Source organism: Streptomyces sp. NPDC087859, assembly GCF_044742595.1.
Taxonomy (GTDB): domain Bacteria; phylum Actinomycetota; class Actinomycetes; order Streptomycetales; family Streptomycetaceae; genus Streptomyces; species Streptomyces canus_F.
The window spans coordinates 125,587-151,847 of record NZ_JBIUUU010000017.1 but is presented as its reverse complement, the minus strand read 5'-3'; the positions used below and the strand labels follow the sequence as shown (position 1 = coordinate 151,847).

Annotated in this window: 2 protein-coding genes; both read right to left on the bottom strand. The window is 74.0% G+C overall.

All coding sequences use genetic code 11. The features are described 5' to 3' along the window. Nucleotides 1–2: 2 nt before the first annotated feature. Nucleotides 3–14,039: an SDR family NAD(P)-dependent oxidoreductase gene (locus ACIOHP_RS36240; RefSeq protein ID WP_401894042.1), complete on the bottom strand. Its 14,037-nt coding sequence runs from the start codon at nucleotides 14,037–14,039 to the stop codon at nucleotides 3–5. Then, the gene (locus ACIOHP_RS36235) at nucleotides 14,036–26,260 is read right to left on the bottom strand and encodes an SDR family NAD(P)-dependent oxidoreductase (RefSeq protein ID WP_401894041.1); all 12,225 of its coding nucleotides are present in this window, start codon (nucleotides 26,258–26,260) and stop codon (nucleotides 14,036–14,038) included. Before ACIOHP_RS36235 ends, ACIOHP_RS36240 begins: the two co-directional genes overlap by 4 nt. Between the last annotated feature and the right edge of the window lies 1 nt (nucleotide 26,261).

Below are 26,261 nucleotides of genomic sequence, written 5' to 3'. Positions count from 1 at the left end.
GGTCACTCCCCGTCCAGTGAGGGCCGCAGCAGGCCCGCGATCCGCTGGAGGTTCTCCTCCAGCACGATGGTGAAGTGGTCGGCGTCCATGACATGGACGGTCAGATCACGCTCCCGCACCAACCCGGCGAGCCCGTTGCTGGTGTCCCCGTCGGTACGGGGGATCGCCGGCATACCGAACGGGTTGCCCTCCGCGGAGAAGCCGCGCCGCGCGTGGAAGACGGTGACGTCCACCGGGGCCCGCAACGGGACCGCCTGGTAGCCGTCCAGGAGCTTGCCGTTCAGTTCCAGCACGTCCCACTTGCTGCGCATCAGCTTCAGCACATGGTCGTGGGCCAGCGTGGCGGGCGAGTTGGCGACGACGTGCTCGGCCATCGTGGCGAACTGCTCGTCCAGTGTGAGGCCGTGCAGTTTCTCCACGCCGATCTGCTCGTCCACCCGCCACAACTGGCAGGCGGAGTTGCCGATCAGCATCAGGGCCAGGTTCTCCCCCTCGCTCTCCTCGATCCCGCTGGCGTCCACCCCGTCCCACGCGCCGGTGCCCGGCATCAGCGGGTCCACCAGGTACAGGTGCGACACCTCCTCCCCCGCGGCCAGCAGTTGCTGGGTCATCTCGTAGGCGACCACACCGCCGAAGGAGCAACCGCCGATCCGGTACGGGCCGTGCGGCCGGCGCTCCCGCAGCGCGGCCAGATAGGCGGAGCTCATCTGCTGGATGTCGTCGAAGGAGCGGAAGGTGAGCTGGTAGTCGACTTGCTCCAGGGCGAAGACCGGGTAGTCGGGGCCCAGGTGGCGCGAGAGGTAGACGCAGTAGCTGACGTCGCCGAAGAGGTGATGGGTCCAGAAGGTGGCAGGGCGCCGACCGCCGCCGTTGACGGCGACCAGGTGGGCGCCCTCGTCCTCGTCCTCGTTCTCGTCGGCGGTGTCGAACTCGACGGGCTCCTTCTGCGTGGCGTCCGGCTCGGACACGCCGTCCGGAACCGGTCCGGACCCGGTCACCGCGCCCCGATCGGCGTCGCGGAGCTGGGTGACGACGGCGTCATCGCTCAACAGGCGCGCGTCGGCAGGAAGTTCGAGCGCGAGGGGCGGTGGCACGATCAGGCGCTGCCAGTCGGACGGCTCGGCGTGAGCGGTGGTCACGATCAGTGTGCGGGCCGCGTCGGTGAGGGGCGCCGGCACGTACGTGGCCGCGGCCCGGGCGAGCGCGGCGTGCCACGCGCCCGCGGCCGCCAGCCAGGCGGTCAGCTTCTCTCCACCCATGGGCGGTTCGGCCAGTTCCACCAGGAGGCGGGCGGCCTCGGCCGCGGTGCGGGCCGGCGCAAGCCGCCTCGCCAAGGAGTCAGGGGCTCCCCAGGCCTCGCCGAGGACCAGGGCGGCGGCCCGCACGTGGTCGGACTCCGATCCCGTCTCGTCCCGGCCCGGGGCTGCGGGGTCGATCAGAGTGAGCCGCTCGATCTCGTGCCCCTGCCGAGCCAGCGCACGGGCCGTCTCGATCGCGACGAGTGCTCCCGCGGCGTGCCCGGCCAGCCGGAACGGCCCGGCCGACCGCGTCTGCAGAATGGCCGCGGCGCACTCGCCGCCGAGCGTGCCGATCGACAGGCCGGGCTCCGGCGCCCCGGTCGCGAACCCGGGCGCCTGGACACCGAGGACGGCTCCCCCGTCGGCGAGGCCGTCGACCAGGCCAGTCAGCCAACTCAGCTCACCGGTGCCGCCGTGGACGGCGAAGACGGGGATCGCGTCCGGGTCTACCGCGTCGGCGAGTGCGAAGACCTTGGGAGCGGCCGGGGGCTCGGGGGACGGATGCGGTGGGCGGGCACTCCCCGTCCGGCTGCCGGAGTCATCGGCCGACGCCGCAGCTGCGAGCGGCTGTTCCGCACCACCCGGCACAGCGACCGGTGTCTGATCAGGGGAAGCAGCCAGTGCCGCCGGGGCTTCCCCGGTCGGTGCCGACTGCGGCTGCGCCGCCGATGCGAGGCCGTCCTCGGCCAGGTGTGCGGCGAGCTTGCGGACAGTGGAGTACTCGAAGATGGCGGCCATGGGGACGTCGTCGCCGAAGTGCGCCTGGACGCGCTGCATGATGCGGAGCGCCGCGATGGAGTCGATGCCGTACGAGGCGAAGTCCCGATCGACGTCGAGGCTCTCGGCGGGCATGCCGACGCCCTCGGCGATGATGGCACGCAGATCCTGTACGGGGTCGGCGGGCGATTCGGTCGCTGGTGTCCGTGGCGTCGTCACGGGCTCCGGGGCCGGTGGTGCGACCGCCGGCGGCGGCGCTGTCTCCGGCGCGACGCGGACGGCAACTGCCGTACGTGCCGGGGCAGCAGGCGCGGGCAGCGGGGCCGGGGGCTCGACCGGCGGCGGCGCTGTCTCCGGCGCGACGCGGACGGGAGCTGCCGTGCGCGCAGGCGCAGCAGGTGTGGGCAGCGGGGCCGTCACCGCACTCTCCGCGTCCGTCTCGGGCTGCCAGTGGTGCTGGGGGGCGAAGGGATAGCCGGGCAGGTGAAGGCGGACGGGCCGGCGGCCACCGTCGTGCAGCACGGGCCACTCGAAGTGGGCGCCGCGAACCCACAGCGCGCCGATACGCCGTAGGCCCTCCTCCGTGCCGGCGGCGAGCAGGCGGGCCGGGTCCGGGTCGGCCAGGGCCAGGTCGTCGGCCGAGGCATCGGCACAGCCGCGGGACAGGTTGTCGAGAGGTGTGCCGTCGGCCACGGCCTCCAGCGCCGCGGCCAGGTCGGGCAGAGAGGACACCACCAGCGCCAGCCGGCTGGGCAGTTCGGAGCGTCCCGTCTGCAGGGTCCAGGCCAGGTCGGCCAGTGCGGCGTCCCCGTCGGTGCCCCGCATCAGTACGCGTCGGGTGTGGTCCAGGAGACGGGCCGCGTAGGCGCCGAGCCGCTCCTCGTCCAGGGCGCTCAGCACGATCAGCTGCGGTCCGCTCGCGGCGGGGGCGGACCGCCGCCCGGAGTGCTCCTCCAGGACCACATGGGCGTTGGCGCCCCCGAAGCCGAAGGAGCTGACTCCGGCACGGCGCGGCAGTTCGTGGCCCTCGATGGAGTGCCGGTCCCACGGCATCGCCGCGTCCACCAGGTGGAAGGGGCTGCGCTCGAGTTCCAGCAGCGGGTTGGGACGTTCCAGGTGCAGCAGCGGCGGCAGGATGCGGTGCCGCATCGCCAGTACGGTCTTGATCAGACCCGCGATGCCGGCTGCGGTCTCCAGGTGCCCGACGCTGGTCTTCACCGTGCCCAGGGCACAGCGCCGTCCCGAGCCGTCCCAGCCGTGGTCGCGGAACGCCCGGGTGAGGCCCTCCACTTCGATGGGGTCGCCGAGCGGCGTGCCCGTGCCGTGCGCCTCGACGTATCCGATGGTGTCGGCCCCGACACCGGCCCGCCGGAGTGCGGAGCCGATCACGGCCGCCTGCGCCGCCGGGTTGGGCGCGGTCAAGGAGGTGGCCCGACCGCCGTGGTTGACCGCGCTGCCCAGGATCACGGCGTGCACACTGTCGCCGTCGGCCTCCGCCCGGCTGAGCGGCTTGAGGAACAGCACGCCGACGCCCTCGCCGCGCGCGTAGCCGTCGGCCCGATGGTCGAAGGTCTTGCAGCGTCCGTCACCGGCGAGCATCCCCGAACTGCCGAACGCCTCGAAGCCGTTGGTGTTGAGGATCAGGTTGACGCCGCCGACCAGGGCCGCCGAGCAGTCACCGTCCTGGATGGCCCGCACGGCCCGGTGGACGGCCACCAGACTGCTGGAGCACGCGGTGTCCACCGGCTCGCTGGGGCCGTGCAGGTCCAGCAGGAACGACAGACGGCCCGCGAGCATGCTGTGCTCGTTGCCGGTCGCCATCTGCCCGTCCACCGGCACACCTCGCGACAGCAGCAACTGGGAGTACTCCGAGGACGCGACACCTGCGAAAACTCCGGTGTCGCTGCCGGCGAGCCGGCGCGGGTCGTGCCCCGCGTCCTCGATGGCGTGCCAGGCCGCCTGGAGGAAGAGGCGGTGCTGGGGGTCCATCAGCCGTGCCTCACGCGGGGAGATGCGGAAGAACTCGGCGTCGAAGTGGTCGATGTCGCTGAGGAATCCGCCGGTCGTACCCGGCGTGCTCGCCTGCGGGCGCCCGCTCGGGACGGTGCCCACGAGATCCCGGCCCGCCACGAGGTTGCCCCAGAAGGACTCCAGGTCAGGGCTGCCGGGGAACGCGCCGGCCATGCCGACGATCGCCACGGGCTCCGGTCCGGTGCGCACCTTCCCCGCTTCCGCGCCGGTCGCGGGGCGAAGCCGGGCGATGGGCTCGTCGACCAGGGGCCCCGGCGCGGCCTGCGGCGCCACCGGCGAGGACGCCGACGGCACGGCGAGCAGGTCGACCAGCCCCGCGAGATCCGGTGCCGCGTACAGGGCCGTGGGGCTGACCGGGACGCCGAGATCGGCCTCCAGCCGCGCGGCCAGGGTCATCACGCTCACCGAGTCGAACCCGTAGTCGCTGAGCCGGTCGGCGAAGTCGAGGTCCCGGGCCGAGACCCCGAGCACCTCGCCGATCGCGGCCACGACGGCGGTGCGTACCCGCTCGGTGGACGGCGCGTCCGCGAGCGCTGCGGGCGCGAGGACAAGGGCCGGGTCTCGGTCGGGTGGTTCGACGGCGTAAGCGGCCCGTGTGTCGGGCGTGGGCCGCGGTAGCGCGGCGGGGGCGATGTCCGAAGTCGGGTGCGGTGCCGGTATGTCGGGCATCCAGTGACGCTCCTCGGCGAAGGGGTAGTGGGGCAGCGAAACGACCGCGCGTGTCCGGTCGCGGTCCTGCTCGGTCCAGTCGACGTCCCCGCCCAGGACCCAGGCGGCGGCGAGCGCCGCGGCATCGTCGGTCCGGTGCACGGGGTACGAGGTGCGGGCCGCGCGGCCGGTGACCACACCGTGTTGCCTCCCGCGGCCCTCGAGGTGGGCGGTCAGTGCCGCCACGGCCGTGGCGTTGTCCTCGGCGACGAGGGCGAGTCGGTACGGCAGCGCGGCGCGGCCCAGTTGGAGGGTGCGGGCCACGTCCGGCAGCGGCAGCGAGGGACCGGCGGCCACCAGCCGGTCGCGGAGCCGTCGCGCGGCGACCAGGAGACGTTCCTCCCGGTGCGCCGAGAGCACGATCACCTGTGGGCGTGCGGGGCCGTCGACCTCGCGCGGTGGCGCGGGCGGCGCCTCCTCGACGATGAGGTGCGCGTTGGCGCCCCCGGCACCGAAGGCGCTGATCGCGGCCCGTCGCGGGCCACCCGCCGGCCGGGCCCACTCGGTCTCCTCGCGGACCAGACGCAGTCCCGGCCCCTCGACTCCCGCACGCACCGGATCGCAGTCCAGGGTCGGCGCCAGGCGTCCGTGCCGCATCTGGAGCACCACCTTGGTCAGCTGCGCCATGCCGGACGCGGCTTCCAGGTGGCCGATGGCGGGCTTGACGGAACCCACGTGCAGGCCGTGCCTGCCGGCCCCGTACACGTCGGCGAGGGCGGCCGCCTCGAGCGGATCGGACAGCGGGGATCCGGACGCGGCCGCCTCCACGTACTGGATGTCATGCGCGTCCAGTCCGGCCCGGTCGAGCACGGTGCGCAGGAGACGGGACTGAGCGGCCCCGTCGGGGGACGCGTAGGCCCCTTCGGGCCCGTTGGCGTTGGCTGCGGAGGCGAGTAGGACGGCGTGCACCCGGTCGCCGTCGCGTACGGCGGCACGCAGGGGCTTGAGGATCACCGCGCCGACACCCTCGCCCGTGGTGAATCCGTCGGCCTCGGCGCTGAAGGCGCGACTGCGCCCGTCGGAGGACAGCATGGTCGCCGCGGAGAGGGCCAGATGGTGGGACGCGTGCAGGATCAGGCTGACCCCGCCCACCACGGCCGCCTCGCAGTCACCGTCCCGCAGGGCCTGGCACGCCAGGTGCAGGGCGGTCAGCGACGACGAGCAGGCGGTGTCCACGGCCAGACTGGGCCCGCCGAACCCGAACACGTGCGAGACCCGGTTCGCCACCGACCAGGGCCCTGAGGGGGGCGCCTCCCGGTGCCCTCGGCCCCAGCGTTCGAGGGCGAGCTGTTGGTAAGGCGACCCGGACACGCCGACGAACACGCCGACGCCCGCGGGGCCGGCCTGGGCGGCCAGCCGCGGTGCGGTGCTGCCGGCGTCCTCCAGTGCCTCCCATACGCAGCGCAGGAACAGCCGCTCCTGCGGATCCGTCCGTTCCGCCTCGCGGGGCGACATGCGGAACAACAGCGGGTCGAACAGGTCCACGCCGTCCAGGAAGCCGCCCCAGCGGTGCGGGGTACGGCCTGGGGCGTCCTGATGCTCGGCGGGCGTCCAGCGTTCCGTCGGCACGTCGCCGATCATGCGGCGGCCGCTGCGGAGGTTCTCCCAGAAGGCATCCAGGTCGTCGGCGCCGGGGTAGCGGCCCGCAAGGCCGACGATGGCCATGGGCTCCGGCCGGTGCACGGCATCGGACGGATCCGTCTCCACGGAGGCACCCAGGCCGGCGGCGGGGGGCCGGCCGTTGGTGGTGAAAGGACTGCTCCTGGGTGCCGGGGAGGCGACGGCCGGTCGCACTGCGCCGGGCCCGGCGGCCACGGTCGGCTCCGCCACCCCGACAGGCTCGTCCAGGGCGGCCGAATCCCGTGCCGGGGCGGGCTCCGTGGCGTTCCCGGCTGCCGCGTGCGTGAACTTCCCGGACGCGACCAGGGCCTCCGCGACGGAGCCGATCGTCCCTCCGATGAACGGCAACGGGCCGGTGACCGTGCCCAGTTCTCGTTCGACCCGGTCAGCGATCTCCATGGTGATCAGCGAGTCGGCGCCGTAGACCTCCAGCGGCGCACCGGGGTCCAGGTCCGCAGGCTGCATGCGCAGGCTCTCGGCGAAGGCCTCGGTGAGCCAGCCGACCGCTCTGCGGTGGACATCGTCCGTCCCTGCGCCTGCCGGACGGGCTGTCACCCGCGTGTCGGCCCGCGCCCGCGAGGGTGCCGGGACCGGGACCGCCTTCACCCGGCCGACATCCGCCCAGGCGTCCCGTTCGGCGATCACGATGTGCTGGCCCGACTCCGCGCCCGGCACGCCGGGCACACCGTACGCCTGAATGTCACGGAAGCCTGCCGCGGCCAGCACCGCCCGCCAGGCACCGGGGCTGAGCAACGGTGAGTGCGGCAGCCGCAGTTCGCCGTCCCGGTAGGCCCACCAGCCGTCGGTCAGCCCGAAGACGACGTTGACGGAGTCGAGCACGCGGGTGGCCTCGTTCAGCACCAGCACGCCGCCCGGCCGCAGCAGCCGGCGGGCGTGGGTGAGGGTGCGCCGCAGGTCGGGGGTGGCGTGCAGGACGTTCGCGGCGAGCACCACGTCCCAGCCGCCCTCGGAGAAGCCCTGCGACTCCGGATCGGCGGCGATGTCCAGCACGCGGAAGCGGGCGAACGGGTGGTCGGCGCCGAGGCGTTGTTCCGCGCGGCGCACCAGGCCGGTGGCGAGGTCCGTGTAGTCGTAGCCGATCCGGTTCGCGTACGGCGACAGCGCACGCAGTACCGGTCGGCTGGTGCCGCCGGTGCCGGCCCCGATCTCCAGGACCGACACCCGGGCGGCGGGGTCGGCGTCCAGCATCCGGGTCACGGCCGCCCGTACCGCGCCCGCGCAGGCGGCGTTGAAGTAGGCGGACCTCGGGTCGTCGCTGTACAGCGGCGCCAGGCGGTGGTCGGAGCCGCCGGGGAACAGCAGCTCCAGTCCGCTGCGGCGGCCGGCGAGCACGTCGGGCAGCGCCGCCGCGCAGTCGCCGATCAGCTCCAGGGCCCCCACGTTGTGCGGGTACACGGCGGCCAGCTCGGCTCGCAGCGCACCGGCGTCCTCACCGGTGTCCGTGACGGCGCCCTCGGCGGTGACGTGGCCGCCATGGCGCAGTGCGGTCAACGCGGCTTCGAACAGGCGACGTTGACCGGGAACGACTCCCAGCCGTTCGGCGAGCCGGTCCGGCTCGGTCCGCTCCCCCGCCCGCAGTCCGGCAGGGCCGCGCAGTGCGTCCATGATCTGCCGGCGGGCCAGTCGCTCGACACGGTCGAAGTAGTCGGCGCCCGGCAGCGGCTCCGCGTCCGCGCCGGCCAGGGTGTCCGCCACGCCACGGCCCACCGCACGGGCCAGGTCCGCACCGGATACCGGGGCGAGCCGCCGTACGTCCCCGGCGGGCGGCGTGGTGAGTCGGATCGGCGCGACCTGGGTGGCCGGGGCGGCCATGACCCGGCGGAACGCGGCCAGGCCCTGCTCGTCGGTGAGCGGTTCGACTCCGGAGCGGCTGATCCGCGTCCGGTAGGCATCGGTGGCCACCGAGCCGCTCTCGCCCCAGAATCCCCAGTTGAACAGGCGGACGCGACGGCCCAGCCGGGCGGCCAGGTAGCGGCCGAAGGCGTCCTGGAAGGTGGATCCGGCGGCGTAGTTGGCCTGGCCGGGGTTGGCCGTGTGGGAGATGGCGGAGGAGAACAGGGCGATGAAGTCCAGCTCCCGGTCGGCCAGGACCTGCTCCAGTACGGCCGTTCCCCGCACCTTGGGGTCGAGGACGGCGCGGAACGTGGGCTCGTCCATCCGCTCCAGGGTGCGGTCCGCGAGGACGAACGCCGAGTGGATGACACCGTCGACGCCACCGAAACGGCTGTCCGCCACCCGGATGACCCGGCGCATGGCCTCGGGATCGGACACGTCGGCCCTCTCGTAGTGCACGTCGCCGCCGGCCCGACGCGGCCCGGCGAGGTATCCCTCGGGCAGGGCGTCGGCGGGCCTGCGTCCGACGAGCAAAAGACGTGCGTCGTACCGCTCGGCGAGGTGACGGGCGATCACCGAGCCGAGCCCGCCCGCTCCGCCGAGCACGAGATAGCGGCCGCCCTTGCGCAGCGGCAGGGACTCTTCGCGGACGGCCGGCAGCTCCATGGCGGTCAGTTCGCACTCCAGCAGGACCCCGCCCCGCAGGGCACGCTCGGCCACGGGGCCCTCAGCGGCGGCCGAGGTGACCGCGTCGAGGAGCGCGTCCGCGGCACCGCCGCCCACCTCACCGCGCGGTACGGCTAGTTCGTCCGGATCGAGGTCGAGAAGCCCGGTCCTGAGGAACGGCAGTTCCCGGTCCAGAGACCGGGTGAGCCCGATCAGCGAGGCGGCGAACGGGTTGCGCGCCGGGTGGGCCGGGTCGATCTGCTGGACTCCGCTGGTGACCACGGTCAGCCGGGCTCCGTGCGGGCGGGCCGTGGCGAGGGCGCGCGCCAGATGGAACAGGGCGATCGCCCCGTGCTGCTGGCTGCGCTCCAGGTACGTCAGGTCCTCGTGGCTGTAGTGGGTGGCGTCGACGCCGCCGAGGAAGTACACATCGGGCTCGGGTCCCGCCTCGTCGAGCAGACGCGGCAGGTCGGTGGCGGGGTCGAGCCGGGTCAGGTCGGCGCTCAGCGCGCCCGGGAACCGCTCGGCGAGCTGTGCGCCCAGTCCGAAGTCGTCGGGGGTGGTGAGCACCAGGGCACGGCCGTGCGTCCCCGCCACGCGGGGCGGCGTCTCGATCGCGCTCCAGCGGGGGCTGAGATAGCTGACCGGGTCCCCGGCGGGCCGGGCGGCGACGGTGAAGTCGTCGAAGACCAGCACCGGTCGGCCGCTGACGTCGGCGACGACCACCTGGCAGCGGGCGCTGGTGTCGTCCGCGCGCAGCAGCCGGGCGTGGGCGTGCCGGGCGGTCGTGGGGTCGCCGAGCAGCCGGACGGCCCCGGCAGTCGCCGGGACGGGGGCGCGTGCGGCGAGTGTCTCGGGCAGGATGCCCTGGACGGCGTGCAGAGCACTGTCGATCAGCCCGGCGGGCACCGTGCCCGAAGCGCCGCCGACACCGGCCGGCTCCAGCTCGACCAGCGCCTCGCCGTCGCCGCGCGACAGGATGCGGACCCCGCGGTACGAGGGCCCGTAGCCGAGACCCGCCGCGGCTGCCCGCGCGTACAACTCGTGGCCGGGAACGCTGGCGCGGCAGCGCGCCCGAAGGGCGTCCAACGGCAGGACGTCGGCGGGCTCCTGGTCCCCGGTGACCACCGTGCCCGTGCTGTGCACGGTCCGCGCGACGCCGTCGCCGGTGGTGATCTCGTACGCCGTCCCTCGCGGGCCCCCGGTCAGGACGACCGTTACGTCCGTGCCGTCCTCGGCGACCTCCAGCGGCACCCGCCACCGCACGTCCGTCAGGGCCGCGGGCGCATCGGCCCCCGCGGCGGCGCGGGCGAGCTCCAGTTGGAGGACGCCCGCGACGATCCGGCGTCCGTCGACGAGATGGTCGGCGACGAGCGAGTCGGAGGGATCCAGACGGACCGTGACCGTGCCGGGCGCGTCCGGCCCGGTGGCCGCGGCCACCGGCTCCGGTCCGGCGGCGGCAGCGGTCGTACGGATCCAGTGGCGTCCACCCGCGAACGGGTAGGTGGGCAGTGCGACACGCCGCACACCCGGCCGGTCTGCCTGCTCCCAGGGGATGTCGGCGCCGGCCGTGTAGGCGCGGGCGAGGCTGTCGGGCGAGCCGTCGCGGGCCAACTGCCGCAGCCGGTCGGGGTTTTCCTCGCCCGGCGCGGCCAGATCGGCGCGCCCGGTGAGCAGGCCGGGGACCTCGCGCCCCGCGAGGTGGTCGCGCAAGGCGGGGGCGATCTCGGCGACGCTGTGCGCGACGAGGGCGAGCCGGTGGGCCAGGTGCTCGCGGCCCTGTTGCAGGGTCACGGCGACAGAGGCGAGCGGGGGTGCGTCTGCGCCGGGCCGGGCCAACCGGTCGGCCAGGCGCCCGGCCGCAATCCGCAACTGCTCCTCGGTGTCGGCGGACAGGACGATCAGCTCGGGCCCGTCCGGCAGGGCTGTTGCGGGGGCCGGGGCAGGCACGTACTCCTCCACCACCGCATGGCCGTTGGCGCCGCCCGCGCCGAACGAGCTGAGCGCGGCCAGCCGTGTCCGGCCCTCGGCCGGCTGCCAGGGCCGGGCGGTGCGGGGCAGCACGAACGGGGTGCGGGAGAGGTCCAGGGCCGGATTCTCCTCGGCGCAGTGCAGTGTGGGCGCGAGGGTGCCGTGCTCCATCTGCAACAGGATCTTGGTGAGTCCGGCGATGCCCGCCGCGGACTCCGTGTGCCCGATGTTGGACTTCACCGAGCCGAGGGCGCAGAAGCCGGTGGCCTCGGTGTACTCGCCGAAGGCCCGGCGCAGTCCCTCCACCTCGATCGGGTCGCCGAGGGCGGTGCCGGTGCCATGGGCCTCGACGTAGCCGAGGTCGCGGGCGTCGACGCCGGCGGCGCGCAGGGCGTCGGCGACCACCCAGCCCTGTGCCTTCGGGCTGGGCACGGTGTAGCCGTTGGTGCGGCCGCCATGGTTGACGGCGGTGCCGCGGATCACGCCGCGGATCGGGTCCCCGTCCGCGATCGCGGCGGACAGCGGCTTGAGGACCACGGCCCCCACACCCTCGCCGGGCACGAATCCATCGCCGCCCGCGCCGAAGGCACGGCAGCGTCCGCCGGGTGCGAGCATCCGCAGTTCGGAGAGGACGACCCACTTGCTGGGGTGGACGTTGACGCAGACACCACCGGCGACGGCGATCCGGCTCTCCCCCGACCTGAGGCTCTCGCAGGCCAGGTGCAGCGCGGTGAGCGAGGCGGAGCAGGCGGTGTCCACGACCATGCTCGGCCCGTGCGCGTCGAGCCAGTACGACAGCCGGTTGGCCGCCGAGAAGTCCATCGCGGGAGCGATCACACGGTTGCCTCGGCCCCACTCCTCCGCGCCCAGCAACCCGTACGAGGAGCCGGTGACGCCGACGAACACCCCGATGGCGTGCCGGCCGCGGGCATCCCGGGTGCGCGCCTGGATCAGGCTCCGGGAGTACCCGGCGTCCTGCAGGGCGCTCGCGGCGACTTCCAGGAACAGCCGTTCCTTGGGGTCGCTGCGTTCGGCCTCACGCGGGGAGATGCTGAAGTAGGCGGCGTCGAAGCGGGCCACGTCACGCAGGAAGCCACCGTCGGAACCGTACGCCAGGCCCGGACGACGGCCTCCCGGTGAGTGGTAGGTCGCGTGGTCCCAGCGGTCCTCGGGGATCGGGCCGACGCAGTCACGGCCCTCGGACAGGGATCGCCAGAACTCCTCCAGGTCCTCACCGCCGGGATAGCGCCCCGCCAGGCCGATCACGGCGATGGCGTCCGACGCCGGCGCACGCTCGGGCGCCGCAGCGACGGGAGCCGGAGTCGGAGTCTTCTCGTCCGGCACGGGCGTGGTGAGCCGACGGGCCAGCTCGGCTCGATGCGTGCGGACCAACTGGGCTGCCAGTTCGGCCACGTTGCGGTACTCGAAGAAGAGGGTGACGGGCTGCGGGCCCAGTTCGTCCTCGAGGACGGTGGTGAGCTTGCGGATCAGGATGGAGTCCACGCCGATGGTGGCGAACTCCTGGTCGCGGCGCAGCCGTCCGGCGGGCAGCCGGACCGTGTCCGACACCAGCCCGAGCAGCCACTGCTCGACGGCGGTGGTCAAGTCGGCCGTGCTGTAGGGCTGTTCGACCGCAACGCTGGTGTCATCGGTCCGGTCCGCCATGCGCCCCGCGATGAAGTCCGCGGCACGCCGCCCGTCGCCGTAGACGACGAGCCACTCAGGTCCTTCGCCCCGCAGGGCCGCCTCCAGCGCGGTCAGGCCCTCGGCCGCGGGCATGGCGACCATGCCCTGCAGTTCCCGCAGGACCCGCTTGTCGCTCGCCTCCAGATCCATGCCGCCGCCGCTCCACAGCGGCCAGCACACGGACACGGTTCGTCCGCTGCGGCCGCCCCGCGCCACCAGCGCCTCGCGGGTCTCGGCGAACCCGCCCAGGCCCCGGTTGGCGGCGGCGTAGTCGCTCTGCCCGGCCATGCACAGATAAGCGGCCGTGGAGGAGAACAGCGCGAAGAAGTCCAGTGGCAGGTCGGCGGTGGCCAGGTCGAGGTTGCGGGCGCCGGAGAGTTTGGGGCCGGTCACGGCGACGACGTCACGGGGGTCCTTGTTGACCACGTACGTGTCGTTGTTGATGCCCGCCGAGTGCAGCACACCGTGCAAGCCGCCGAACTCCCGCACGGCCAGGTGGACGGCGGCCTCGACATCGGCGGGTGTGCGGACGTCGCCGCTGATGTAGCGGGCCTGTCCGCCGAGTTCGGCGATGCGCTCGCAGGCGGCGCGCTGCCGCTCGCCGAACTCGGAGCGGCCCATCAGCACGAAGCGGGCGCCGTGGCGGGAGGCGAGCAGTTCGGCCAGGCGCAACGCGATACCGCCCGCGCCACCGGTGATCAGATAGCTGCCGCCACGCCGGAACACCGGCCGGTCGGCCCGCGGTGCGTCGACGGGTTCGATGTCGCGCAGGCCGCTTCCCGTCCGGTCGCGGCGCAGCTGCGCGGATCCCGGCCGGGCCAGGGCGAGTTCGTCGAGTGCGAGGCGGACGGCGTCCTCGGCCCCGGCCCAGCCCGCGGGAAGGTCCGGGGCCTCGATGGCGACGGCGCGAACGCGCCGGTCCTCGAAGCCCGCGATCTGACAGAACCCGCCCAGGGCCGCGGCCACCGCTTCGCGGCCGGGCCCGGCGACCACGCAGGCGAGGTCCAGCGGTCCGCCCTGCCGGTCGGCGATCCACGCCCGCACGGCCGCGAAGAGCGGGTCCAGCGCGTACTCCGCCTCCTCGGCGGCCACGTCGACCAGGAACACGACCTGGCGTACGGGGTCGCCCGAGGTCCGGCGCCGCGCCCACAGCGCCGCCCACGCCGAGGTGTCGGCCCGGTCGGCCAGGTGTACGGCGTCCTCGGGGAGCTCGTCCACCGGGCCGAGAGCGATACGGAGCGCTCCGGCCGGTGCGGCGGCGAGGGACCGCGTGTCGGTCGCCACCACCGCCAGCCCCCGGGGCGACACGGGCCGTGATGCCGCAGGCGCGGGCCTGGGCGACCACCGGGAGCGGAACAGGGCGAGGCGGTGTCCGTCGGTCTTGAGCAGTTCGACGGCTTCGGCGGGCGTGAGGTCGCCCGTGTCGACCCGGGCGAGGATGCTCCGGCGCAGGGAACCTCCCTGCGGGGATGCGGAGTCGGGGCTCATGCGTGGGATCCGTTCTCACTCGTGGCCATCAGCCGGTCGACCTCGTCGACCGTCAACTCGCCGCGCTGCAGGGCCTCCAGGACGTCCTGCAGCCGTGTGTCGGCCGCCGCGGGCTCGTGGCTCACGGTGGGCCCGGTGCTCGGGGAACCGCCGGGCTCAGGGTCCGCCCAGTGGCGTTCCGGTGCGAAGGGGTAGGCGGGAAGGGAGATCCGGCGGGGGGTGATGCCGGGCGCCCGCAACACGGACCAGGTGATGTCGGCGCCGGCCGTCCAGGCCCGGCCCCACTCCAGCAGGTCCGTCGGCACGGGCCCCGCCGGCGCCGTACCGCCGGTGCCGGCCGTGCCGGTGACGTACCGGCCGGGCCTGCCGTAGAGGTAGGCGTCGAGCTGCTCGCGCAGTCCGTCCTGATCGGCGGCGACCAGAGCCAGCCGGACCGTCATCGCGTCACGGCCCTCCTGGAGGGTGAACGCCAAGTCGTCCAGCGGGACTTGGTGGCCGTCCAGGTGCTCGAACAGACGCCGGGCCGCCGCCCGCAGCCGGTCCTCGTCACGTGCGGAGAGCACGATGAGCCGCGGGCCGTGCGCAGTACTGGAGTCGGGCTCGCGCGGGGGCGGTTCCTCCAGCAGGACGTGGGCGTTGCCGCCGCCGAAGCCCATCGAGCTGATGCCCGCCCGGCGCGGGACGTCCCGGCCGGAGGCGTCCTTGAGCCGGTCCCAGGGCCCGGTGGCGCCCACGATGCGGAAGGGGCTGCCCTCCAGCTCCAGCAGGGGGTTGGGCCGTTGGTAGTGGATGCTGGCGGGCAGGACGCCGTGCCGCATCGCCAGGACGACCTTCACCAGACCCGCGATGCCGGCCGCCGCCTCCAGGTGGCCCATGTTGGACTTGATGGTGCCCAGGCCGCACCAGGGTTCGCTCACCTCGCCGTGCTCACCGGTGAGTTCGGCGAAGGCCAGCCGCAGTCCCCGTACCTCGATCGGGTCGCCGACCACGGTGCCGGTGCCGTGCGCCTCCACGTAGCTGACCGTGCGGGGGTCGACGCCGGCGCCGCGCAGCACGGAGGAGATCAGACCGGCCTGGGCGGCCGGGTTGGGCACGGTGAGGGACTGCACATGACCGCCGTGTCCGGTGCCGCTGCCCCGGACGACCGCGTGCACGGTGTCGCCGTCGGCGAGGGCCCGGCTCAGCGGCTTGAGCAGCACGGCGGCCACGCCCTCGCCGCGCACGAATCCGTCGGCGGACTCGTCGAAGGTGCGGCAGCGGCCGGTGGGCGACAGCATGCCGGTCTGGCCGAGCGCGACGTAGAGCGGCTCGGTGAGCAGCAGGTGCACGCCGCCCGCGATGGCCTGGTCGCAGTCGCCGCCGCGGATGGCCTGGACGGCGGCGTGGAACGCGAACAGGGAGCTGGAGCAGGCGGTGTCGACGGACTGGCTCGGCCCGCGCAGATCCATGAGGTACGAGACGCGGTTGGCGATGATGCAGTGGGCGAGGCCGCTGCTGGAGTGCGCCTCGCGGTCGCGGCCGAGTGCGGTGAGATGGCCGTCGTAGTCGTGCGAGGTGGCCCCGACGAACACGCCGGTGCGGGTGCCGCGCAGCGTCGCGGGACTGTGCCCGGCGTCCTCCACCGCCGCCCAGGCCGCCTGCAGGAACAGCCGCTGCTGCGGGTCCATCAGGTCGGCCTCGAGCGGGGAGATGCCGAAGAACCCGGCGTCGAACTCGGCGACGCCGTCGATGAAGGCGCCCCATTTGCTGTTGGTGCGGCCGGGGGTGCGCACCGGGTCGCCGTAGATACGCCGCCAGTCGAACCGTTCGGCGGGGATCTCGGTGACCAGGTCGGCGCCGTCGTGGAGATTGCGCCACAGCGTGTCCAGGTCGGGTGAGCCGGGAAAGCGGGCGGACAGGCCGACGATGACCACCGGGTCGTCGGTGACCGCCGCTTCCTCGTCCCGCTGCTGCGGCTGCGGTGCGGGGGTGTCCGGCACGGCGACCGTGAAGCGGGCACAGGCGTCGGGGGCGTGCTCGCCCAGGTAGCGGGCTACGGCGTCGAGCGTGGTGCATTCGTAGAGCAGCACCTTGGGCAGCGGGCCGAAGTCCTGCTCCAGCCTGCGCACGAGCTGGATCGCGCCGAGGGAGTCCAGTCCGTAGCGGTCGAAGGTCGCGGCGGGGTCCATGTCGGCGAGGGGTACGCGCAGGAATTCGGCGAAGACGCCCGCGAGATGGTCGGGCAGGCCGTCCGAGGATGCCGCGCCGTGGGCGGACCCGGACACGGACACCGTCGCGGCGGTCATGGGCTCGCTCGCCGAAGTCGCCGAGGTCGGTGCGGCGGCCGCCGCCCCGTCCGTGGCCGGGGTGGGTAGCGGCCCGGTGGCCGCCGCCAGCAGCACGGACTGGTCGAGTTCGTCCTCCGGCAGCCCGGCGGCGCCGAGCGCACGCACGCCCGCGAATCCCGCCGTGTGCAGTGCCGTGCGCCAGCGAGGGACGTCGAGGAGCGGTGCGCCGGGCAGGCGTTCGGCCGGCTCCTCGAAGGCCCACCAGCCCGGGATCATCCCGAACATCAGGGCCAGGTAGTCGAGATTGCAGGTGACCTCGTTGAGCACCAGCGCTCCGCCGTCGGCCAATAGGCCGCGCAGTCGGCCCAGGCTGCGGGAGACGCGCCGGGTGGCGTGCACGACGTTGGCGGCGAGGACCAGGTCCGCACAGCCGGGTGCGAAGCCCTGCGCCGCAGGATCGGCCTCCAGGTCCAGCACGTCGAAGCGGAGCGGCACCCCGCGGCCGCCGAACTCGCGCTCGGCGGCGCGGAAGAAGGAAGCCGAGATGTCGGTGTAGCGGTAGTCGACGCGCGCGGCGTCCGGGCCGAGGGTCGCCAGGAGCTGAAGGACACGGTCGGTGGTGCCTCCGGTCCCCGCGCCCGCCTCGACGATCCGCACCGGCCGGCCGGGGTGGGCGGCCAGCCGTGCGGCGGCGAAGCCGTGGACGGCGCGGGCGACGAGTTCGTTGTAATGGTCGGCGATGGCGTTGCCCCGGTAGATGTCCGCCAGGACGTCCGGATGATCGCCGGAGAAATACAGCTCCAGAGGGTCGACCCTGCCCGCCAGCACATCCGGCAGCGCGGGCAGGCACTCGGCCACCAGGCGTACGTGGGCGGAGAGTTCGGGGTGCCGGACGAGGAGGGCGTCCAACTCCCCCGCCGCGAACGGGCTCGGATCCGCGGCCCTGCTGCGACGCAGCACGCCCTCGATCACGCGGGTCAGCCGCTCGTACGACGGGTCCGCGGCCAGCGAGTCCAGTGCCCCGGGCGCCAGCGGGTCACGACCCAGCCGGGCTCGCAGGTCGGCGTCGAGCATCCGGCCGGCGGTGACCCCGAGCCCCCGCAGGGCCGCGGCGATCTGCCGGCCGTCGTAGGCGGCGTCGCGCAGCCAGGCGTCGGCGGCCCGTTCCGCCGCGGCGGCGGGTGAGTCCGCCCCGAGGGCGGTGCCGGGCGTGGCGGCCCGCGTTGGGAGCGGCACGGGCTCGGACGTGGTGTCGGGCGTGCCGCGCCCCGCAGGCACGGTGGTGACGGCACGCCCGGAGCCCGGTGCAGTGCTCGTGACCGGTCCGGCGCCCGGAGCGGGTGTGCGTTCGGGCGTGGCCGGTGGCGCGGTCAGTCCATGGCGTTCGCGGGCGAACGGGTACGTGGGCAGGGACACGCGTCGGGCTTCCGCCTCCGGCAGTTGCGGCCAGGCGTCGGTGGTGCCGTCCGTCCAGCGGCGCGCGGCCCCCGCGGCGGCGGACGCCGCCTCGGCGCCCACGAGCCGGACCCGGTCACCCGTCAGTGCCGCAGCGAGCAGTTCGTCCAGGCCGCGCAGGAGTGCGCGCCGGTCGGCGGCGACCACGGCGGCCCGGGCCGGGAGCGGGAAGCGGCCGTGCTGGAGTGTCGCGGCGATCGAGTCGAGCGGTGCGTCCGAGTCGGCGACGAAGCCGCGCTGACGGGCTATCACCTCCCGCAGCCGGTCGTCGTCCGCGGCGGAGTACGGGAACACCATCGGGCCTTCGGTCGCCAGTCGGCGCTCCGGTGCCTGCGGGGCCTGCTCCAGCACGACGTGGGCGTAGGCCCCGCCGAAGCCGAAGGAGCTGACTCCGGCCCGGCGCGGCGTTCCGGCGGCCGTTTCCCACGGCTCGGTGGCCCGGTTGACGCGCAGCGGCCCGCCGTCGAGCGTGCAGTAGGCGTTGGGGCGCGCGTAGTCGGGCATGGCGGGCAGGACGCCGTGCCGGACGGTGAGTGCCGCCTTGACGAGCCCGGTCAGGCCGGCGGCCGCCTCGGTGTGGCCGAGGTGCGCCTTGGCGGTGCCCAGGACGCAGAAGCCGGTACGGGAGGTGTGTTCGGCGAAGGCGGCGGTGAGGCCGTCGACCTCCACGGGGTCGCCGAGCTTGGTCCCGGTGCCGTGGGCCTCGAGGTATCCGAGGGTGTCGGGGCTGATGCCCGCGTCGGCCCAGGCGGCGCGCAACAGGGCCGTCTGGCGGGCCGGGTTGGGTGCGGTGACGGAGCCGGCCCGGCCGCCGTGGTTGACGGCACTGCCCCGGATCACGGCGTGCACCGGATCCCCGTCGCGGAGGGCGTCCGCGAGCGGTTTGAGCAGGACGGCGGCGACCGCCTCGGCGGGCGCGTAGCCGTCGGCGCGCTCGTCGAAGGCGTGGCAGGCGCCGCTCGGCGACAGGGCGCCGATCGCGGACAGCTGGGTGTAGTGGCGGGGCGTGAGGATGAGGTTGGTTCCGGCGGCGAGGGCCATCCTGCACTCACCGCGCCGCAGCGCGTTCACCGCGAGGTGGACGGCGTACAGCGAGCCGGAGCACGCGGTGTCGACGGTCAGGCTCGGGCCGGTGAGGTCGAAGAAGTGCGAGGGCCGGTTGGCGGACATGGAGACCGCCGTGCCGATCGGCGCGTACGGGCCCTCGGCGTGGCCGGCGCGGATCATCTCCTCCTCGTAGTCGCGGAAGGAACGGCCGACGAACACACCGGTGTCGGAGCCGCGCAGCCGGCCGGCGACCGCCGCGTCCTCGGCGGTCTCCCACAGCACCTCCAGCAGCAGCCGGGTCTGCGGGTCCATGGTCTGCGCCTCGTCACGGGACATGCCGAACAGCGCGGCGTCGAAGCTGTCGGCGTCGGCGACGAATCCGCCGCGCGGGCAGTCGGTACGACCGTCCCCGCCCTGCGGGTCGTACACCGTCCGGTGGTCCCAGCGGTCCGCCGGTACATCGGTGACGAGATCGTCGCCGTTCAGCAGACGCTGCCAGAGCGTGGCGGTGTCATGGGCGCCGGGGAAACGCCCGGCCATGCCGATGACGGCGATGGCTCCCTCGGACGGACGGTCGACGGGCCGCGCCGGGCTCGCCTGTGCCGCGGTTGACGCTTGCACCGGTAGCGCGACCACCGGTTCTGGCGCCTGCCGGTGCGGGGCGGCCTGGGCGAGGCGGGCGGTCTGCTCGGGGAACTCCGCGCGCAGGTGGGCGGCCAGCCGTGGCACGTCGGGGTGGCGGAAGAAGACGGTCGGTACGAGCGAGCAGCCGAGGTCGCTCTCGATACGGTCGTTGAGGGCCATCAGGTCGGCCGAGGTGAGCCCGAGGTCGAGAAAGCCGGCCCGGTCGGGCGGGACCGGGGTGCCCAGTCGTTCGCGGACGAGCTCGTCGAGGTGGTCGGTGACGGCGTCGAGCACGGGATCGCCCGTAGTCATGGGGGTGGCCTCCGCGGCCGTGGCGGTGTCCGGGTCGATGCGTGCCGCAGGCGGTTCGCCGTACGAGCGAGGGCCGCTGGCCGGCGGCAGGTCGCTGCCGGGGCTGCCCGCGCCGGCGGTGATCCACCGGCGCCTGCGGTCGAAGCGGGTGAGCGCGAGCGGGGTGCGGCGCGGGGTGTGCCCTTCTGGGGCCTGTTCCAGCACCACGTGGCAGTTGGTGCCGCCGAACCCGAACGAGGAGACCGCCGCGCGACGCGGGCTCCCGGTCGCCTCCGGCCAGGGGCGACCGGAGGTGACGGGGTAGAAGGGGGTGCGTTCGAAGCCGAGCCGGGGGTGCGGCTCGGCGCAGTGCAGGGTCGCGGGCAGATAGCCGTGCTGGACCGCGAGCACCGTCTTCACCAGGGAGGCGATGCCGCCGGCGTGCAGCAGCGCGCCCAGATTGGATTTCACCGAGCCGACGGCGCAGTGCTGGCTGTCGCTGCCGAGCGCGCGGTAGACCTCGGCGGCAGCGTGGATCTCGATCGGGTCGCCGAACCGGCTGGCCGAACCGTTGACCTCCAGGTATCCGATCGCGGGCGCGTCGATGCGGGCCGCCCGCAGTGCGGTGCGCAGCAGTTCCGTCTGTGCCTCGTGGCTGGGCGCGGTCAGGCCGAGGGTGCGGCCGTCGTTGTTCGCGGCGGAGGCGACCAGGGTGGCGAGCACCTGGTCACCGTCGCGCAGGGCCTGCTCCTCGGTCTTCAGGAGCACCATCCCGAGCCCCTCCCCCGGCACCGTGCCGGTCGCCTCCCGGTCGAACACCCGGCTGTGGCCGTCCCGCGAGAGCACCCCCGCACGGCCGAGGCCGAGGTAGACGAAGGGATCGAGCAGCAGTTCGCAGCCGCCGGCGACGGCGTGGTCGCACTCACCGGCGAGCAGGCTCTGTACCGCCTGGTGGACGGCGACCAGCGAGGACGAGCAGGCCGTGTCCACGGCCAGCGACGGGCCACGGAAGTCGAACACGTGGCTGATCTGGGTCGCCACCATATTGGGCAGGGCGCTGACCAGCAGTTGCGGAGTGGTGGGCGGGCCACCGATGCAGTTGCGGCGGACGTAGTCGTTGGCACCGACGCCGAGGAAGACACCGACACGTTCCCCGGCGAGCTCCTTGCGCGCGTATCCGGCCCGGTCGAGCAGTTCCTGCGCCAGTTCCAGGGAGAGCCGCTGCTGCGGGTCCATCCAGGCCGCGTCCTGCTCGCTGATGCCGAAGAACTCCGCGTCGAACCGGTCGATCCCCTCGATGAACCCACCCCACCGGGCAGCCTCGACGACGTCCGGATCGGCCCTGTCGAACCAGTCCGGCGACCACCGGTCGGCCGGCGTACGGGAGACGGAGTGGATACCCCGCACGAGGTTCTGCCAGAACTCCTCGACGGAGGCGGCACCCGGCACGCGAACCGCCGCGGCCACGACCGCGATCCGCCCGGACGCGGCCCGCCGCCCGCCGACGTCCCCGGGCCCTACGGGCGCCGGCGCGGGACGGGGCGTCGCAGCCGGTTCCGGAGCCGGGCTGGGCGTGTCCGGTTCCGTGACCGGGTCGCCTGCCGTCGCCGGGAGTTCACCGGCCAAGTGATCGGCCAGCGCGCGCAGGGTGCGGCGCCGGGCCACCACGGAGGGGACGACGGCGGTGCCGTAGCGCTGTTCGACGACGTCGAGGACGCGCATGGCGGCGATCGAGTCCACCCCGTAGTCGCTGAGGTCCTCCTCCGGGTCCAGGTCCTCGACCGGGACCTTCAGCACCTCCGCGAAGATGTCCGCCAGCTCACGGCAGAGCGCGTCGGCGTCCACAGCGGGGCGCGCGGCGGACGGGGCCTCGGGGTGGAGGGTGAGCCGATGCTCCAGGCGCTGTACGTCCCCGCGGAACACGGCGAGTTGGGCGGCGGGATGTCCGAGGGCGAACTCCAGCGCCGCCAGACCGTCGGTCGTGCTGAGCGGTTCGAGGCCGTTGACCTCCAGCACCGGCTGCTCCACGGCGGGGTTGATCCGCATGCCGCCGTCCGCCCACAGGGGCCAGTTGACGGACAGCGTGCGGCCGTACCGTTCGCCGCGGCCCCGCAGGTCCTGACGATGATGGGCGAAGGCGTCCAGGTAACGGTTTCCGGTGGTGTAGTCGGTGGTGCCGATGGTGCCCAGCACCGAGGTGGTGGAGGAGAACAGCAGGAAGTAGTCGAGGCGGGCCTCCCGGGTGGCCTCGTCCAGCAGGCGGGTGCCGAGGATCTTGGGCGCGGTGACCCGGCGGATGCCCGTGATGTCCTTGCGGAGCAGCAGCCCGTCCTCGACCACTCCGGCGGCGTGCAGGACGCCGGTGAGCGGGCCCAGGTCGGCGACGACGGCCGACACGGTGTCCGCCACGGCGGCACGGTCGGTCACGTCGCAGGGGTAGTAGCGGGCTTGGGCGCCCAGCGCGGAGAGTTCGGCGACGGCCGCGGACTGCTCCGCACCGTGCCCGGACCGGCCGACAAGGGCGATCCGTACGCGTGCCCGCTCGGCCAGTCGGCGGGCCACCAGCCGGCCCAGGCCGCCGGCGCCTCCGGTGATCAGATAGGTGCCGCCGTCGCGGGCCAGCGGGACATCCGCCGAGGCCGCGGTCGTCACCCGCCGGAAGCCGAGCACTTCGCGTCCTGTCCGACGGACCCGTACCTCGATGTCCTGCCAGGCCGCGGCCTCGGCGAGCACGGCCCGGCACTGCTCCTTGACGTCGAGGGCCGTCTCCAGGCACACCGTCTTCAGCGCCAGCTTGGGTTGTTCGCGCCGCACACCACGTGCCAGGCCGCCGACGGCCGCGTGGTCGGGGTTCACGGCGTCCGAGGCGTAGGCGTAGACCACCGGGACGGTCGCCGTGCACGAGGTCAGCCAGGCGCGCGCCAGGGCGAAGGCGCTGTCGCGCGCCGCCGCCGGGCCGAGCACCGCGGCCAGGGGCCACAGGTTCAGGACCGCCGCCGGATCGACGCCCTCGGCGCGCAGCGCGTGGGCGACCGCTCGGTGGTCCTGCTCGGCGGCCGGATCGACGGTGAACTCGTCGGCGCCCGTGCGGGTGAACGCCGTCCCCGAGCGCACCGCGACGACCCGGCCCGCTACCCGGCGGCGCAGTTCGGCCACCCGTCGGGCGTCATCGTCCAGCACCAGCACAACGCCGTCGGGCAGCGTGCCGCCCTCGAGGTCCCGCGGCGCCCATACCGGTTCGTAGACGAGCAGGCCGTCCGGTACGGCGGTGGGAGCGGAGCGGGGTGCGGCAGGAGCCGCGGCCATCACCGCCGTAACAGGCACCTCGGTGCGAACGTTCGGCTCCCCGCCGACCAGGCCGCCGTCGCTGTCCGCCGACGGGTCGGACGAGATGACCATCGGGCCCGGCGCGTCCGCCACGGCCCGGGCCCCGCCGGACGCCGGGCCCGAGGCAGCGGCGTCGGTCATCGGGATCCAGCACCGCTTGCGCTCGAAGGGATAGGTCGGCAGCGGCACACGGCGTCCGCTGCGCGTCGCCCAGTCGGTCTCCGCGCCGCGAACCCAGGCCGCGGCGGTGCGGGCCTGGTCGGTGCCGTCCGCGCGGCCACCGCCGTCACGTCCGGCGCGGCCCGTGAACACCCGTGCCGGATCCGCCTGTCCGGCACCGTATGCGGTGAGCAGGTCCACCAGCTCCGCGCTGTCGTGGGCCACCACGGCGAGCCGGTGCTCCAGGGCGCGGCGGCCGGTGCGCAGCGTGTGGGCGACATCGGCGAAGGGCAGGTCCGGATCCTCGCTCAGGAACCGGCGCAGCCGGTCCGCCTGGACCCGCAGCGCGTCAGGGGTACGGGCGGACAGGGGGACGACCTGGGGTCCGGTCGTGCTGTCGGACCGCACGCCGCCGCCGTCCTGGTACTCCTCCAGCACCATGTGGACATTGGCCCCGCCGAAGCCGAAGGCACTGATCCCGGCGCGGCGCGGCGCCGTCTGTCCGGTGCGCGGGTCGACGACCCGGGGCCAGTCACGCCGTTCCCGTGCCACGTAGAACGGGCTGTCGTCGAAGGGGATCTCCTGGTTGAGCCGCTCGGTGTGCAGGGTGGGCACGATGGTGCCGTGCCGCATCGACAGCAGCACCTTGGTGAGGGCCGCGATGCCCGCGGCGGCTTCCAGGTGGCCGACGTTGGACTTGAGCGAGCCGACCGCGCAGAAGCCGCGCCGGTCGGTGGAGCGGCGGTAGGCCTTGGTGAGCGAGGCGATTTCGATCTGGTCGCCGAGCGTGGTGCCGGCGCCGTGCGCCTCGATGCTGGTGATGGTCTCCACGTCGACGTCGGCGCGGCGCAGCGCCTCCAGCACCACCCGGCCCTGCGCGTCCGGGCTGGGCACGGCGAAGCCGCTGGTACGGCCGGAGTGCTGGACGGCCGAGCCACGGATGACGCCGTAGATGTGGTCGCCGGCCGCCTGGGCCTCGGACAGCGGGCGCAGCAGCACGGCGCCGACCCCCTCGCCGGGCACGTAGCCGTCGGCGCCCTCGCCGAACACACGGCAACGGCCGTCGGTGGAGAGCAGGTTGTTCTCCGCCAGTCGCAGGTACTTGAAGGGGTGCAGGGAGAGGTTGACTCCGCCGGCGAGGGCCGCCTGGCACTCGCCGCGCCGGATCGCCTCGCAGGCCAGGTGGATGGTGGTCAGCGAGGACGAGCAGGCGGTGTCCAGGGAGACACTGGGGCCGCGGAAGTCGAAGGCGTAGGAGACCCGGCTGGTGATCAGCGAGAAGGTGGAGGCGACGATCTGCGGGTTGTCGCGGGCGAGTTGCTCCAGGGCGTGCAGCTGATAGTCGTTCCACATGACGCCCGCGAAGACACCGACCGCGCCGCCGGTCTGCCCGACCAGTTGCTCGGGGGTGTATCCGGCGTCCTCGACGGTCTGCCAGGCGGTCTCCAGGAAGAGCCGTTCGTGCGGGTCCATCAACTCGGCCTGGCGCGGGGAGATGTTGAAGAAGAGCGGGTCGAAGTCCTCGACGCCGTCGAGGAATCCGCCCCACTTGCCGTGGGTCTTGCCGCTGATGTGCCGGCCGGGGGCGAACCAGGGGGTGTGGTCCCAGCGTGCGGGCGGTACCTCGGTCACACAGTCGCGGCCGTCCTGCAGCACCTGCCAGAACTCCCGGATGTCGGCGGCTCCCGGGTAGCGTCCGGCGAGGCCCACCACGGCGATCGGCTCGTCGTGGGCGTGCGGCGCCGGTTCCGGCCGGTGTGCCCCCTGGGCCTCGGCCCGCGGGGCGGTGCTCTGCGCGGCGACCGGTTCCTGGGGGGCGGGCGTGCCGCCGGGCAGCGTGTGTCCCTGGCCCCGCAGGTGGGCGGCGAGGCTGTTCACGGTGGGGTACTCGAACAGCAGGGTCGGGTACAGCTCGGTGCCGAGCAGCTTCTCCAGCGATACGGCGATCGTGAGCAGGTTCACCGAGTCCAGACCGAGGTCGTAGAAGCCCCGGTCCTGGTCCATCGGTGCGTCCCCGCTGCCCAGCGCCTCGGCCACGAGGTCGCTGATGGCCGTCTCCAAGGTGCGCTGTCCTTCGGCGACCGGCGGTTCGGCCGGCCTCGGCGGGCGCGGCGCGGGCGGGATCTGCACGGGGGCCGCGGCGCCTTCGGCGAGCCGGGTGATGAGGTCGGCGCTGCGCACGCGCTTGGCGCGGAACCCGGCGATGCGGGCGACGACGCTGCCGTCCGGGTGGCAGATGTGCAGGTCCGCGGTGACGGTCTCGGCATCCAGCTCGCGCTGTTCCACGCGCGGCACGTACACCTGCGCCGCGGCGCCGAGCGGGGCGTAGGCGCGGAAGGACTCGATGTAGATCGGGATGAAGGGGCGCGCGGCCTGTTCGCGCTGCGTGGGCTCGAACTGGAGGAAGGGCACCAGGGTGGAGAAGTCCAGGGTGACCGGGTGGATGTGGAAGTGGTCCAGGTACTCCTGGGCGTCGGGGCCGAGCCTGACGTCCCCGAGGGAGTAGCCGTCGCCGCGGTAGACGGTGCCGTCCACCTTCATGAAGTCCCGGTGGTGGATGTCCACTTGGCGAGCGAAGGCGTACAGCGCGTCGGCGTCGTAGGTCTGGTCGGCCGCGGCCTTGAGCCGCTCGGTGTCGACGTGCCCGGCTGGCTCGGGTGCGGAAAGACGGATCTCCGCCTGGAAGTTGGTCTCCCATGCCTCGTCGAGGACGACTCCCGCGCTCACGGGCCTGCTGCGCACGGTCACCGGCAGCACACCCTGCGGGGACGGGGAGTCCACGGCTATCTGCAGTTGCCGGTCCCGGTCCCCGGCGGCCACCACGGGTGCGATGAACAGGCAGCGTCGCAGTTCGGCCGCGGCCGGGTCCACGCCTGCGTGCCGCAGGAGCCTCAGGACCAGGTCGAGGAAGAAGACGCCCGGCAGGACGGGCGTGCCGTGCACGAGGTGGCCGCGCACGATCTCGTCCTGGGCGGTGACGCTGGTGACCAGGTGACGGCCGGCCAGCCGGTGCTGATCGGCCTCGAAGCGAGGATCAACCACGGTCGACATG

Bases quoted from the DNA above. Each gene is read 5' to 3' on its own strand.
- ACIOHP_RS36240 (WP_401894042.1), bottom strand. From the start codon at position 14,039: ATGAGCCCCGACTCCGCATCCCCGCAGGGAGGTTCCCTGCGCCGGAGC.
- ACIOHP_RS36235 (WP_401894041.1), bottom strand. From the start codon at position 26,260: ATGTCGACCGTGGTTGATCCTCGCTTCGAGGCCGATCAGCACCGGCTG.